The organism is Tessaracoccus zhenghani (assembly GCF_054552775.1).
On record NZ_CM137275.1, the window covers coordinates 3,128,750 to 3,141,525 of the forward strand.

The 12,776-nt window shown below is 69.6% G+C and carries 13 protein-coding genes; 7 read left to right on the plus strand and 6 right to left on the minus strand.

The features are described from left to right. Positions 1-41: 41 nt before the first annotated feature. From ACX1DX_RS14740 to ACX1DX_RS14750, 3 genes are read right to left on the minus strand one after another with little or no spacing between them, the layout of a single operon-like run. Positions 42-449, minus strand: a complete 408-nt coding sequence (locus tag ACX1DX_RS14740; RefSeq protein ID WP_459397183.1) for a DUF4381 domain-containing protein — start codon at positions 447-449, stop codon at positions 42-44. Then, positions 446-955: a DUF1003 domain-containing protein gene (locus ACX1DX_RS14745; protein WP_459397184.1), complete on the minus strand. Its 510-nt coding sequence runs from the start codon at positions 953-955 to the stop codon at positions 446-448. Before ACX1DX_RS14745 ends, ACX1DX_RS14740 begins: the two co-directional genes overlap by 4 nt. Continuing rightward, positions 948-2,228 carry a magnesium transporter MgtE N-terminal domain-containing protein gene (locus ACX1DX_RS14750; protein ID WP_459397185.1) on the minus strand — a complete coding sequence of 427 codons (1,281 nt, stop codon included), beginning with the start codon at positions 2,226-2,228 and terminating at the stop codon, positions 948-950. Before ACX1DX_RS14750 ends, ACX1DX_RS14745 begins: the two co-directional genes overlap by 8 nt. A gap of 30 nt (positions 2,229-2,258) precedes the next feature. Here ACX1DX_RS14750 and ACX1DX_RS14755 point away from each other — a divergent pair, with 30 nt between their 5' ends. The 4 genes from ACX1DX_RS14755 (at position 2,259) to ACX1DX_RS14770 (ending at position 5,233) form a co-directional block, all read left to right on the plus strand. Beyond that, a complete protein-coding gene (locus ACX1DX_RS14755; protein WP_459397186.1) occupies positions 2,259-3,173 on the plus strand; it encodes an HpcH/HpaI aldolase/citrate lyase family protein in 915 nt (304 codons plus the stop codon). Between the two features lie 50 nt (positions 3,174-3,223). Beyond that, positions 3,224-3,724, plus strand: coding sequence for a general stress protein (locus tag ACX1DX_RS14760; protein ID WP_076059679.1), 501 nt, complete (start codon positions 3,224-3,226; stop codon positions 3,722-3,724). After that, positions 3,721-4,332, plus strand: coding sequence for a class I SAM-dependent methyltransferase (locus ACX1DX_RS14765; RefSeq protein ID WP_182761942.1), 612 nt, complete (start codon positions 3,721-3,723; stop codon positions 4,330-4,332). The genes ACX1DX_RS14760 and ACX1DX_RS14765 overlap by 4 nt, the downstream gene beginning before the upstream one ends. A 76-nt stretch (positions 4,333-4,408) precedes the next feature. Beyond that, entirely contained in the window at positions 4,409-5,233 is an 825-nt protein-coding gene (locus ACX1DX_RS14770; RefSeq protein ID WP_459397187.1) for an alpha/beta fold hydrolase, read from the plus strand. Positions 5,234-5,296: 63 nt separating this feature from the next. On the opposite strand, the gene ACX1DX_RS14775 is transcribed toward ACX1DX_RS14770, so the two are convergent. Both ACX1DX_RS14775 and coaA read right to left on the minus strand, forming a co-directional pair. Next, on the minus strand, positions 5,297-6,742 hold the full coding sequence (locus ACX1DX_RS14775) for an aminopeptidase P family protein (RefSeq protein ID WP_459397188.1): 1,446 nt from the start codon (positions 6,740-6,742) through the stop codon (positions 5,297-5,299). A 55-nt stretch (positions 6,743-6,797) separates the two neighbouring features. Then, positions 6,798-7,757, minus strand: a complete 960-nt coding sequence (gene coaA / locus ACX1DX_RS14780; RefSeq protein ID WP_220486218.1) for a type I pantothenate kinase — start codon at positions 7,755-7,757, stop codon at positions 6,798-6,800. A 131-nt stretch (positions 7,758-7,888) separates the two neighbouring features. Between coaA and glmS the strand changes: the two genes are divergently transcribed. The 3 genes from glmS (at position 7,889) to ACX1DX_RS14795 (ending at position 11,574) form a co-directional block, all read left to right on the plus strand. Next, positions 7,889-9,721: a glutamine--fructose-6-phosphate transaminase (isomerizing) gene (gene glmS, locus ACX1DX_RS14785; protein WP_459397189.1), complete on the plus strand. Its 1,833-nt coding sequence runs from the start codon at positions 7,889-7,891 to the stop codon at positions 9,719-9,721. 72 nt (positions 9,722-9,793) lie between these two features. Beyond that, positions 9,794-10,144: a holo-ACP synthase gene (locus ACX1DX_RS14790; RefSeq protein WP_076059669.1), complete on the plus strand. Its 351-nt coding sequence runs from the start codon at positions 9,794-9,796 to the stop codon at positions 10,142-10,144. Next, positions 10,141-11,574 carry an NAD(P)H-hydrate epimerase gene (locus tag ACX1DX_RS14795; protein WP_459397190.1) on the plus strand — a complete coding sequence of 478 codons (1,434 nt, stop codon included), beginning with the start codon at positions 10,141-10,143 and terminating at the stop codon, positions 11,572-11,574. Before ACX1DX_RS14790 ends, ACX1DX_RS14795 begins: the two co-directional genes overlap by 4 nt. On the opposite strand, the gene ACX1DX_RS14800 is transcribed toward ACX1DX_RS14795, so the two are convergent. Then, positions 11,561-12,763: a Dyp-type peroxidase gene (locus ACX1DX_RS14800; protein ID WP_459397191.1), complete on the minus strand. Its 1,203-nt coding sequence runs from the start codon at positions 12,761-12,763 to the stop codon at positions 11,561-11,563. The two genes, ACX1DX_RS14795 and ACX1DX_RS14800, sit on opposite strands and share 14 nt — an antisense overlap. Positions 12,764-12,776 lie beyond the last annotated feature (13 nt).

Consider the following 12,776-nt stretch of genomic DNA (forward strand, 5'->3'; position numbering starts at 1 on the left):
CCGCCCCGGGGTATCGGGTCCGCCTGGGGGATTGACCCTCGTCAAGCGGATGGTGAGCGCCGGGAGTTGAGGGCGTCGCCGAGGATCATGACGCAGGTGGCCACCAGGGCAGGCACCCAGAGCCCGGCCAGGCTGGCCACCACGACGACGGCGGGGCCCAGCACCACGCTCACCGTCAACCGCTCGCGGTAGCCCAGGCGGGTCCGCGAACCCGGGGCGAGCAGGTAGCGCCACAGGGCGAAGTAGCCCAGGACGAACAGCGCGGCCACCACGGCCCCCAGCCACCAGCCGCCGGCGATCCGCCACAGGGAGATCGCGCCCACCACGATGAGGGCCAGGTGGCCGATGAGCAGGACGATGCCGAACCAGCGCACCTCGGTGGCCGATTCGGCGACCTCGGAGACCTCGTCGGGGTGCACCTCGATGCGTGTCTCTCGCCGACCCGTCACCGCGCCTCCTTCTTCTCGGTCTTCTCATTCGCGCGTTCCAACCGGTCCGTCAGTTCACGCAGTTCGCTACGCAGTTCACCACGGACGAAGTCGCGCGTGGCCAGTTCACCCAGATGCATGCGGATGGCGGCGATCTCGCGCGCGAGGAAGTCCATGTCGGCCCGCGACTGCTGCGCCACGCGGCGGTCTTCGTCGAGACTCAATTTGTCGCGCACCTCCTGACGGTTCTGTGCCAGCAGGATCAGCGGCGCGGAGTAGGAGGCCTGCGTCGAGAAGAACAGGTTCAGCAGGATGAACGGGTAGGGGTCCCACTTCAGCCCGAAGAGGCCGATGAGGTTGATCATCACCCACACGATGACGAAGACCGTCATGTAGACGAGGAACTTCGCGGTGCCCATGAAGCGTGCGAAGCTCTCGGCGAAGATGCCGAACGTCTCGGAGTCGACGGCGACCTTGGGCAGCCAGGAACGTCGGCCCGGCGTCGAAAGGGGATTGCGCTCAGACATCGGCAGCCTCGCTCACCTCGCTGGCGTCCACCTCGTCCATGAGGTCACCTCGCCAGTCGTCGGGGAGCATGTGGTCGAGCACGTCGTCGACCGTCACGGCGCCCACCAGGTGCCCCTCCTCGTTGACCACGGGGGCCACGACGAGGTTGTACGTCGCGAAGAAGCGGCTGACCTGCGCGAGGGGGGTGTGGGGGCGCAGCGGCTCCAGGTTGTCGTCGATGAGCGTGGTCACCATGATGGTGGGGGGTTCGCGGAGCAGGCGCTGGATGTGGACCGCCCCGACGTAGCGGCCCGACGGCGTCTCCAGCGGCGGGCGCGTGATGAACACCATGGAGGCCAGGGCGGGGGTGAGGGCCTCGACGCGGGCGTGGGCCAGCGCCTGCGCGACGGTGGCGTCAGTGTCGAGGATGATCGGCTCGGGCGTCATCATGCCGCCGGCGGTGAACTCCTCGTAAGCCATGAGGCGGCGCACGTCGGCCTGTTCCTCGGGCTCCATGCGCTGGAGGAGGTCCTCGGCGACATCGGCCGGCAGGTCGCGCATGAGATCTGCCGCGTCGTCGGGGTCCATCTCGGACAACACGTCTGCGGCGCGCTCCATGTCGAGTTGCGAGATGAGCTCGATCTGCTCGTCCTCGGGGAGTTCCTCGATGGCCTCGGCGAGGATGTCGTCGTCGAGCGCGTCGATGACCTCGGCCCGCGACTCCGGCTCCAGGTCGTGGAGTTCCTGCGCGATGTCGGCGGCCTTCATGTCGGTGAACTCGGCGATGAGGTGAGCGGCGGTGCGGCCGGTGGACAGGATGAGGTCCGGGATCTCCTTCCAGGAGACCACCTCGGGCTTGCCGCGGCCGCCGAACCCGAAGCGGCCGACTCCGGTCGAGGCGCGCAGCGCCACGGTGGCGAGTTCCCATTCGCGGTTGCGCACCTGGGCCATGGAGATGTCCTCGATCCGCGTGGGGCGGTCGCGGTGGATGTTGCGGTCGAGCAGATCCGCGGCGACGAGGACCTCGGCCTCGCGTCGCTGGAAGCGCCGGGTGTCCACCTGGCCGAGGATGGCCACCTGGTTGGGGCTGATCTCGTGCACGCGGATCATCGGCACGAAGATGCGGGCCCTGGCGAACAGCTCGGCCACGAGGCCCTTGACGCGCGGCGCGCGGCCGTCGGCGCGGAGGAAACACACCACATCCTTCACGCGCCCCACCTGGTCACCGGCCGCGTCGACGATGGGCATGCCCAGCACACGCGAGATGAAGACCTGCGTATCTTTGCTGACCATGGGGGTAAATGTACTGGGAACGGAGCGGAAATGACTGGTAGGCACCAGCGCGCCAGGCGCACCGTCCTCGCGGTGCCCGGTTCGAGTGAGCGGTTCATCGCGAAGTCCACCGGGCTCGACGTCGACGAGGTGTTCCTCGACCTCGAGGACGGCGTGGCCGTGGGCGCGAAGGAGGAGGCTCGCGGGCTGATCGTCGAGTCCCTGCGCACGTTGACGTGGAAGGCGCCGACGGTGTCGGTGCGCGTCAACGACTGGATGACGCCGTGGACCCTCCGGGACGTGCTCGAGGTGATCGGTGGGGCCGGGGCCGCCGTGGACAGCGTGATCCTGCCGAAGGTCTCCACCCCGGGGCACGTCGAGGCCCTCGACCTGCTGCTCACCCAGGTGGAGCGCGAGCACGGGCTGGCGGTCGGGCGGATCGGGATCGAGGCGATCATCGAGGACGCCCGGGGCCTCGCTGCGGTGCAGGCCATCGCCGCGGCCAGCCCGCGGCTGGAGTCGCTGACGATGGGTCCAGGCGACATGATGGCCTCGCTCGGGATGCCCGGCCTGGGCGTCGGCGCCCTGGTCGACGGCTACCCGGGGGATCCGCTGCACCACGTGTTCGCCCAGATTCTGGTCGCCGCCCGGGCCAACGGGCTTCAGGCGATCGACGGGCCGTACGTCGCCATCCATGACCTCGACGGCTTCCGTGCCGCGGCCAGGAGGGTCGCGGCCCTCGGCTACGACGGCAAGTGGGTGTTGCACCCCACGCAGGTGGCCGCGGGGACTCAGGTCTTCACCCCGTCGGCAGAGGCGATCGAGCGCGCCCGGGCGATGGTGGACGCCGCCGACCGGGCGGCGGAGCGCGGCGTCGGCGCGGTGATGCTCGGCGACGAGATGGTCGACGAGGCGGGCGTGAAGCTGGCCCGCACCCTCCTCGCCCGCATCGCTGAAATCCGGTGAGCGCTGTCCGCGGGGTCGCGTAGGCTTGAAAATGGTTCAAGGAGGACACAATGGCCGAGCCCGCATCGCCGATGGGGAAGTTGATGAAGCTCAACTACCCACAGCACGTCGTCGAGTACTCGACGTATGAAGAGGCCCAGTCCGCCGTCGACTACCTCGCCGACAACAAGTTCCCAGTCGAGAACATCATGATCGTGGGCACCAACCTGAAACTGCTGGAACGCGTCACGGGTCGTCGCACCTGGGGCGGCGTGATCGCGGCCGGCGCGGCCTCGGGCGTCATGACCGGCCTTCTCGTGGGCCTCATGCTGATGTTCTTCGTGGGCGGCGGCAACGCCACCATGCTGTGGGTGGGCCTGGCCATGGGCATCCTGTTCGGCATCATCGCCCAGGGCCTCACGTACGCCATGAGCGGCGGCAAGCGCGATTTCAACTCGCAGCGCGTCACGGTGGCGGCCAGCTACGAGGTGCTCGCCGAACACCGCGTTGCCCAGTCAGCGCGGGACCTGCTGATGCAGCGCCCCGGCGCACGAGCGGCGCTCTTCGAGTGACGGCGGAGTTCTGGGACAACCGCTACTCGCATCCCAACTACTTCTACGGGTACCGCCCCAACGATTTCCTGAAGCAGCAGTCCTTCCTGCTCAAGCCCAACTCACGGGTGCTGTGCCTGGGCGACGGCGAGGGCCGCAACGGCGTCTACCTCGCCGGGCTGGGGCACCGCGTCGTGAGCCTTGACTTTTCCCGTGTCGCCCTCGACAAGGCGGCGGCGCTCGCTGCGGAGAAGGGCGTTGAACTCGAGACGTGGCACGTCGACCTGGCCAGCTGGGTGCACAACCCGGACCCGCTCGAGCAGTGGGATGGCGTGGTGTCGATCTTCGTGCACCTGCCGCCTGACCTGCGCCGACGCGTGGCTCAGGTGGTCACGCGCCAGTCGGCTCCGGGCGCCAAGTTGATCCTGGAGGCGTACACGCCGGCGCAGCTCTCGCTGGGCACGGGCGGGCCGAAGGACGTGGACCTGCTGCTGAAGCGCGACGACGTGGCGGCCGATTGGCAGGGCTGGCACCTCGACGTACGGTTGCTGGAGCGGCGGATCTTCGAGGGCATGGGGCACCAGGGGCTCAGCTCCGTCGTCCAGGCCCTCGGCCTTCGCGTCGGCTGAGGCAACCGGAGACACCCTTCGGGCCTGCAGGGGGTCTCCGGTAGGTTAAGGCCCACCGAGTCGTGAGGAGTGCCGCATGGATCTCAACTGGAGCTACTACAACCCCAACTCGCCCGCAGAGCGGGTACTGATAGTCGGACCGAGCCTGGGCGGCAACGCCGCCCATCAGTGGACCAAGGTGGCCGCTGAACTGATCGACGACGTGCGTGTCGTGTTCGTCGACCTCCCCGGCACCGGCCTGGGTGCCGTCTGGGACGACGCGGACGAGCCGTCGCTCGACACCGTGGCCGCCGCCATCGCCGACGTGGCGGACGAGGTGCGCGCAGACCTTGGCGGGGACGTACCCGTGTACTTCGCAGGGCTCTCGATCTCCGGCGCCACCGCGCTGCACCTGGCGCGTGACTACGCGAAGAGCGTCGCCGCCGTCGCCGTCGTGGCGTCCTCGGCCAAGGTGGGGGAGAGCGAGCGCTGGCGTGAGCGGGCCGACGCCGTCGACGCCCGGGGCACGCAGCACCTTCTGGAGGAGACCACCAAGCGGTGGTTCACCCCGGCGTTCCGGGCCGAGCAGCCCGCCGCGGTCGACGCGATCATGGAGGGTCTGGCCTCGGCGGACGACCACTCCTACGCGCAGCTGTGCCGGGCCCTGGCCGAGCACGACGTGCGCGACGATCTCGGCCTCATCCGCATCCCCGTGATGATGATCGCCGGCGAGCGCGACTCGTCGACGCCGATGGCGAACGTCGAGGCTGTCGCTGAGGGTGTGCTGCGGGGGGCGCTGCACGTCGTCGACGGCGCGGCGCACATGGTGCCGGTGTCGCATCCGGTGCAGGTCGCTGAGCTGCTGCGTGGGCTTCTGGAGCGCCCGCTCGCCAGCCGCGTCGTGAGCGAGTCCGAAGACTGAGGTCCGCTGGAGCCGGCCGAGCTGGGGCCTTGGCCGGGCGCTGGGCGCCCGGCCAGGGGACCGTCACCCGGCGTCGCGCAGGTTCCTCATCCACTTCTCGACGGCGTCGGCCTCGCGGGGCAGCGACCCGGACAGGTTGACCGGGTCGCCGTCCGTGATCAGGATGTCGTCCTCGATCCGGATGCCGATGCCGCGGTACTCCTCTGGCACCAACAGGTCGCCCTGCTTGAAGTAGACGCCGGGCTCCACGGTGATGATCATGCCGGCCTTCAGCGTGCCCCCGCGGTACAGCTCCGCGCGGGCTGCGGCGCAGTCGTGCACGTCGAGGCCCAGGTGGTGGCTGGTGCCGTGCACCATCCATCGGCGGTGGAAGCCGCCCTCCTCGGACAGGGATTCCGCGGCTGACACCGGGAGGATGCCCAGTTCCTCGAAGAACTCTGCCAGCACCGTAATGGCGGCCTGGTGCACGTCGGCGAACAGGTTGCCCTTGCGGCACGCCTCGATGCCCGCCGTCTGGGCGGCCAGGACGGCCTCGTAGACGCGGCGCTGCGGCTCGGTGAACGCGCCATTGACGGGCATGGTGCGGGTCACGTCGGCGGTGTACAGCGTGTTGACCTCGACGCCCGCGTCGAGCAGGAGGAGGTCGCCGTCGACGAGGTCGCCGTCGTTGCGGATCCAGTGCAGCGTGTTGGCGTGGTCACCGCCGGCGGAGATCGTGTCGTACCCGACGGCGTTGCCCAGGTGCCGGGCGTGCAGGCCGAAGATGCCCTCCACCCAGCGCTCGCCCCGGCCGTTCCGGACGGCGGCGGGCAGTTCGCGGGCCACGGCCTCGAAGCCGACGCGGGTGGCGTCGATTGCGCGCTTCATCTCGCCCACCTCGAACTCGTCCTTGACGAACCGGGCCTCGGAGACGGAACGTGCCAGGTCGGCGTCGAGCGCGGTGGCCAGGTCGCCGCGCGCCTGGTCGACCATCTCCGTGATGGCCGGGTCGGCGTCGCGGATGACGAGCGTGCGGTTCCCGGCCTCGCGCAGCACCTCAGCGAGGTCGGCGATGGCCCGGCAGCTCAGCTGCGTGGCCGCGGACATCTCCTCGAGGGAGTCACGCTTGCCCACCCACACCTCGCCGTAGCGCGAATCCGCGTAGAACTCGCGGTCCGTGCGCGGGGCGCGGGGCTTGAAGAAGAGCGTGGCTTCGTCGTCGCGGATGACGAGGACGGCATCGGGCTCGCGGTCCTCGCCCAGACCGCTGTAGTACGTGAACGCGGTGTGCGGGCGGAACCGGTAGTCGGTGTCGTTGGAGCGCACCTTCAGCGGGCCGGCGGGGATGACGAGCGTCTGGCCGGGGTACTCCGCCGCCAACTTCTTGCGGCGCGCAACCGTCCACTCACTGGCGGGCAGCTTCTCCGGCATGACGTCGGAATAGGGCTCCCAATCCTGGACGATGAACTTCTTGAACGCCTCGGAATAGGGGTCCCGGCGGTTCTCGGATGCGTCAGAGGGTGCGATCATGGCCGCCACTTTACGCTGCTGGCGCAGACCCACAGCAGGCGATCCTGGGGAACCGCTAGACCTTGCGGATGCGGATGGCCTCGATCGTGTGGTCACGGTCCTTGACCAGGATGGCCGTGGCGCGCTCCCGCGTGGGCGTGATGTTCTGCCGGAGGTTCGGTCCGTTGATGGTGTCCCAGATCTGGCCGGCGAGCTCGACCGATTCGGCGTCGGACAGGTCCATGAAACGGCGGAAGAAGCTGCGCTGGTCCTGGAAGGCGGTCTCCCGGAGGGTGAGGAAGCGGTCCAGGAACCATTCCTTGATGTGCTCCTCCTTGGCGTCCACGTAGACCGTGAAGTCGAAGAAGTCGCTCACCGCCAGGCCCGGGTGGCCGTCTGCCTCGATGCGGGCGGGCTGCAGCACGTTGAGTCCCTCGACGATGAGGATGTCGGGGCTCTCCACCACGATGTGCTCGCCCTCCACGATGTCGTAGACGAGGTGCGAATAGACCGGGGCGAGCACCCGGGGTTCGCCGGACTTCACGCCCATCACGAACTGCAGGAGCGCCCGGCGGTTGTAGGACTCGGGGAAGCCTTTGCGGTCCAGCAGCCCGCGACGCTGAAGCTCCGCGTTGGGATAGAGGAAGCCGTCGGTGGTGATGAGATCCACCTTGGGGGTGCCGGGGGCGCGGCGCAGGAGTTCCTGCAGCAGGCGCGCCACCGTCGATTTCCCCACAGCCACGGAGCCCGCCACGCCGATCACGAACGGCGTGCGCTGCACATCGAGGCCCAGGAAGTCGTTGGACTGGGCGTAGAGGCGCCCGGTGTTGACCATGTGGAGGTGCAGCAACTGCGTGAGCGGCCGGTAGACCTCCGCGATGTCCAGTTGGCTCGTCGGGTCGCCGAGGCCCCTCAGCCTGGTCAGTGTTTCTTCGTCGAGATTGATCTGGGTGGCGTTCGACTTCTCGGCCCACGCGCGGCGTTGCAGCGTGACGTACGGTTCGGGCACAGCGCTCCTCGGTTGCTGGGTGTGCAGCCAGCAAGCATACGCCCGGCGTGTCTCCGTGGCGGGCGCGCCCAGCGGAAGCGCCCACCATGGGCGGCGGTATTCAGCACCTCGAAGTGTCAATGTCAAGAAGTGGGCAAGGGTGCTGTACGGTTTTCGACGTGTGTGGAATCGTTGGATACCTCGGAACCCGTGACGGACTCGACGTTGTACTGAGCGGTCTGCGCCGCCTCGAGTACCGCGGCTATGACTCGGCCGGCATCGCCATGCCGCATGACGGGCAGATCGCCTGGCGCAAGCGCGCCGGCAAGATCGCCAACCTGGCAGCGGCCATCGATGAGGACCCCCTGCCCCGCAGCGCCGTCGCGATCGGCCACACGCGGTGGGCCACCCACGGCGCGCCCAACGATGCCAACTCGCACCCCCACGTCGCAGAGCGCATCGCCATCGTGCACAACGGCATCATCGAGAACCACGACAAGCTGCGCGCGGAACTCAACGGCGCCACGTTTACCTCGGAGACCGATTCCGAGGTCGCCGCGCACCTGCTGAACAAGGAAGTGCACGGGGGGGCCAGCCTCGTGGAGGCCATGCGCACCGTCGCGGCCAAGCTTGAAGGGGCCTTCACCCTCGTCGCCGTCGACGCGCAGGACCCTGACCGGATCGTGGCGGCCCGCCGCAACTCCCCGCTCGTGGTGGGCAGGGGCGACGGCGAGTACTTCCTCGCCTCAGACGTGGCCGCGTTCATCGCGTACACCCGTGACGCCGTCGAACTCGGCCAGGACCAGATCGTGGAGATCACGCCTGAGGGCGTCAACGTCACCACGTTCGACGGCGGCCCCGCCGAGACGAAGGACTTCCACGTCGACTGGGACCTGGAGGCCGCGCAGAAGCAGGGCTTCGACTGGTTCATGCGCAAGGAGATCTTCGAGCAGCCCAAGGCGGTCGCCGATACGCTCCTCGGCCGCCTCAACGAGCGCGGCGAGCTCGTCCTCGACGAACTGCGGATCAGCCCCGAGACCCTGCGCCGGATCAACAAGATCGTGATCGTGGCCGCGGGCACCTCCTTCTACGCCGGCCTGGTGGCCAAGTACGCCATCGAGCACTGGACCCGCATCCCCTGCGAGGTGGAGCTGGCCTCCGAGTTCCGCTACCGCGACCCCATCGTCGACCCCATGACGCTGGTGGTCACCATCTCCCAGTCCGGCGAGACCGCAGACACCCTGATGGCCATCCGCCACGCCCGCGAACAGCACGCCAAGGTGGTGGCCATCTGCAACACCAACGGCTCCACCATCCCGCGTGAATCCGACGCCGTGATCTACACCCACGCGGGGCCGGAGATCGGCGTCGCGTCCACCAAGGGCTTCACCACGCAACTGGTGGCCTGCTACCTGCTCGGGCTGTACCTGGCCCAGGTCCGCGGCATGAAGTACGGCGACGAGATCGCCGCGCTGCTGGCAGAGCTCGAGCGGATGCCGGCCGCCATCCAGCAGGTGCTGGACAACAAGCAGCCGGTGCTGGACCTCGCCGCCGAACTCGTCGACGCCACGTCGGTGTTGTTCCTCGGCCGGCACGCCGGCTACCCGGTGGCGCTGGAGGGCGCGCTGAAGCTGAAGGAACTGGCCTACATCCACGCCGAGGGGTTCGCCGCCGGAGAGCTGAAGCACGGCCCCATCGCGCTCGTCTCCGAAGGCCTGCCGATGTTCGTGATCGTCCCGCCCCGCGGCCGCGACCAGTTGCGCGACAAGGTCATCTCCAACATCGCCGAGGTGCGTGCCCGCGGCGCCCGCACGATCGTCCTGGCCGACGCCGACGACGAGGAGGCGCGCGCTGTCGCGTCGAACTTCATCGAACTGCCCAAGGTGTCCACGCTGCTGCAGCCCCTTGTCGCGGTGGTCCCGCTGCAGCTGTTCGCCTGCGAGTTGGCGACGGTGAAGGGCCACGACGTCGACCAGCCGCGCAACCTGGCGAAGTCGGTCACCGTCGAGTAGGTGGCCGGTCCGTCACGGCTACGGCCCTCGTGCCTCGGACGCGTCCGGCTCAACCAGCGTTAGGGTGCTTCCATGATCGTGGGCATCGGGACGGACCTAGTGGTCATCGAGCGTTTCAAGCGGATGCTCGATGAACGGCCCAAACTGGGCGAGCGCCTCCTCACCGACGGCGAGCGCAAGCTCTCCGTCGAATCCCAGGCAGCGCGGTTCTCGGCCAAAGAGGCTCTGGCCAAGGCGCTCGGGTCGCCGGGCGGCATGCGGTGGCTCGACTGCGAGGTGGTCCGCTCCGACGAGGGCGTCCCGTCGTTCGTGACGACCGGCTCGGTCGCGGCCCGGATCGAGGCGCTGGGTGTGAGGCGCATCCATTTGTCCATCAGCCACGACGGTGGCTTCGCAACGACCATGGTGGTGTGTGAGGCATGAAGCAGGTCATCAGCGCGCAACAGATGCGCGACGCGGAGCAGCGGGTCTTCGACGCCGAACCCGACGTCGACCTCATGGGGAGGGCGGCCCTGGCCGTCGCTCAACTCGCCGAGGCGATCGCGCCCAACGGCCCGGTCCTCGTGGCCGTGGGCCCCGGCAACAACGGGGGAGACGGGCTCTTCGCAGCCGCCCACCTGGCGGACCACCGGCCCGTCACCGTGTGGCCGGCCATGGGGAAATGCCATGAAGCAGGCCTGGCCGCCGCCCGTGGGGCGGGCTGCCACGTGGTCGACGCCGTGGGCGCCGCCGCCGGACTGGCTGATGCGGCCCTCGTGATCGACGCGGTGACGGGCCTCGGCTCGCGTCCGGACCTGCCCACCACGACGGCGACCTTCGCGGAGGCGTGCGACGCCGCCGCCGTCCCCGTGCTCTCCGTGGACCTCCCCAGCGGGCTCGACGCCGACTCCGGGCACCCACACAACAGCTTCCGCGCCGAACACACCATCACCTTCGCCGCGCTGAAGGCCTGCCACGTGCAGCAGCCAGCGGCGTCGCGCTGTGGCGAGGTACACGTCGCGGACATCGGGGTCGCGCTCCCTGAGGGCGCCCCGAGGGACGGGCAGCGGGGCGCGTTGAAGGGCGCGGGCGTCGAGGAGGTGCGCCAGGCCGAGGAGGCCGACGTGGCCCTCTGGTGGCCGGTGCCGGATGCCACCTCCGACAAATACTCGCGCGGCGTCGTGATGGTGGACACCGGGTCCGAGCATTACCAGGGAGCTGCCCTCCTCAGCATCGCCGGAGCTGTCAACGCCGGCGCCGGCATGGTGCGCTACACGGGCCGCGTGCACTCCGGCCTGGTCCTCACCCGGTTCCCGAGCGTGGTGATGGGCGAGGGCAGGGCCCAGGCCATGGTGCTGGGGTCAGGTTGGGGCGACACCGACGGCGCCGAAGGACGCGTCGCCAACGCCAAACTGCACGGCCTGCCCGCCGTCGTGGACGCCAACGCCCTGTACGCACTGCCCCAGGGCCGGCTCGACGGCTGGCTGTTGACGCCGCACGCCGGTGAGTTGTCCCGGATGCTCGGTTGCTCGCGGTCGCACGTGGAGAACGAGCCCGTCAGTTGCGCGCGGGAGGTGGCCCGCAGCACGGGGGCGGCCGTCCTCCTCAAGGGGGCCACGCAGTACGTCGCTGAACCGTCCGGGCGCGTGACGATCGCGGTCCCCGGGCCGAGTTGGACGGCGCAGGCGGGTTCGGGTGACGTGCTCGCGGGTATCTGCGGCACGTTGTTGGCGGCAGGTCTGCCCGCGTGGAAGGCCGGTGTGCTGGGGGCGAGCATCCAGGCGATGACCGCCTGGGGTCATCCCGGGCCCTACCCGCCGGACGTGCTTGCCGGGCGGCTGCCCGAGGTGATCGCCTCGATCACTCCCCGGTGAAAAGTCCTTCGCCGATCCAGCCGCCCTCCTGGAAGCCCGGCGGGATCACGAACACGGCCGAGCCGATGGCCGTGGTCCACTCGTTGAGCGCGTCGCCCTGATCCAGCATCCGCTGCACGGGGATGAACTGGTCGGCGATGTCCGCCTGGAAGGCGCAGAAGATCAGGCCCGACGTCTCGACCGGCGTGCCGTCGACCCAGTCGTCGTGGGTGTAGTTGAGGCCCCGCCGCAGCATCCTGCGGCCGTTGTTCTGCGACGGGTGGCTCCGCCGGGAGTGGGCGTCGAGCGCGATGACCGGCGCCCCGTCCTGCGTGGCCCCGAGGTCGACGTCGTCGCGTTCCCCGCCGCCGGTGAGGGGCGCGCCCGTGTCGAGCCGTCGACCCACCGACGCCTCCTGCCGGTCCCGCACGGCTTCGTCCCACCCCACCAGGTCCATCTCGATGCGCCGCACCACCAGTTGGGTGCCGCCGGTGAGCCACTCGTCGGTGGAGACGACGGCGGCGCTGAGGGAGTCGCCCGTGGGGTTCGCCGAGCCGTCCACCTGGCCGAACAGGTTGCGCCCGGTGACCGCGGCACCCGTGGCGTCGACGGAGCGCCAGGAGCCGCGCTGGGCCCATCGTCGGGTGGTGAACGGGGCGGCGTCGGTCACGAACCGGCGCACGGCGTGGGCGACGCTGGTGGCGTCGTCGGCGGACACCCAGACGAGGAGGTCACCGCCCGTCCAGCGCTGGTCGAGCGCATCGTGCTGCATGGGCGGGATCTCCTGGAACCCGGCCGGGCGCTTCGCCTGCAAGCCGTCCAGTTCGAAGACGCGGGGGCCGAGGCCCACCAGCGCGGTCAGTGAGACGCCGGGTTGGGCCATGTCGGGAGCGAAGTCGCCCGCGGCGGGGCGGCCCTCGGTGAGCGCCACCACATCGCCCGTCCAGGCCCGCAGCAGCCGGCCGAGCGCAGCCTTGTCGGTCTGGGGGAGCAGGTCGAAGGCGACCAACTCGCTCACCTGGGTCTTCGGCGTGAAGATGCCGGCCTGCTGCGCGCCGTAGGGGGAGTAGGTCTGTCCGACGACGCCGCCGTCGGTTCCCGGGTCCGGGGAGTGCGGGGCGGTGGCGCGCCCGGCGACGACTCCGGCAGCGCCGGCGATGCCGGCGGCGCCGGCGTAACCGAACACGCCTCGACGGCTGACCTTGGACATGGCGCTCAGTGTA

Coding starts and splice junctions, on each gene's coding strand:
- ACX1DX_RS14745 (WP_459397184.1), bottom strand. CDS start 955: ATGTCTGAGCGCAATCCCCTTTCGACGCCGGGCCGACGTTCCTGGCTG.
- ACX1DX_RS14750 (WP_459397185.1), bottom strand. CDS start 2,228: ATGGTCAGCAAAGATACGCAGGTCTTCATCTCGCGTGTGCTGGGCATG.
- ACX1DX_RS14755 (WP_459397186.1), top strand. CDS start 2,259: ATGACTGGTAGGCACCAGCGCGCCAGGCGCACCGTCCTCGCGGTGCCC.
- ACX1DX_RS14760 (WP_076059679.1), top strand. CDS start 3,224: ATGGCCGAGCCCGCATCGCCGATGGGGAAGTTGATGAAGCTCAACTAC.
- ACX1DX_RS14770 (WP_459397187.1), top strand. CDS start 4,409: ATGGATCTCAACTGGAGCTACTACAACCCCAACTCGCCCGCAGAGCGG.
- ACX1DX_RS14775 (WP_459397188.1), bottom strand. CDS start 6,742: ATGATCGCACCCTCTGACGCATCCGAGAACCGCCGGGACCCCTATTCC.
- ACX1DX_RS14790 (WP_076059669.1), top strand. CDS start 9,794: ATGATCGTGGGCATCGGGACGGACCTAGTGGTCATCGAGCGTTTCAAG.
- ACX1DX_RS14795 (WP_459397190.1), top strand. CDS start 10,141: ATGAAGCAGGTCATCAGCGCGCAACAGATGCGCGACGCGGAGCAGCGG.
- ACX1DX_RS14800 (WP_459397191.1), bottom strand. CDS start 12,763: ATGTCCAAGGTCAGCCGTCGAGGCGTGTTCGGTTACGCCGGCGCCGCC.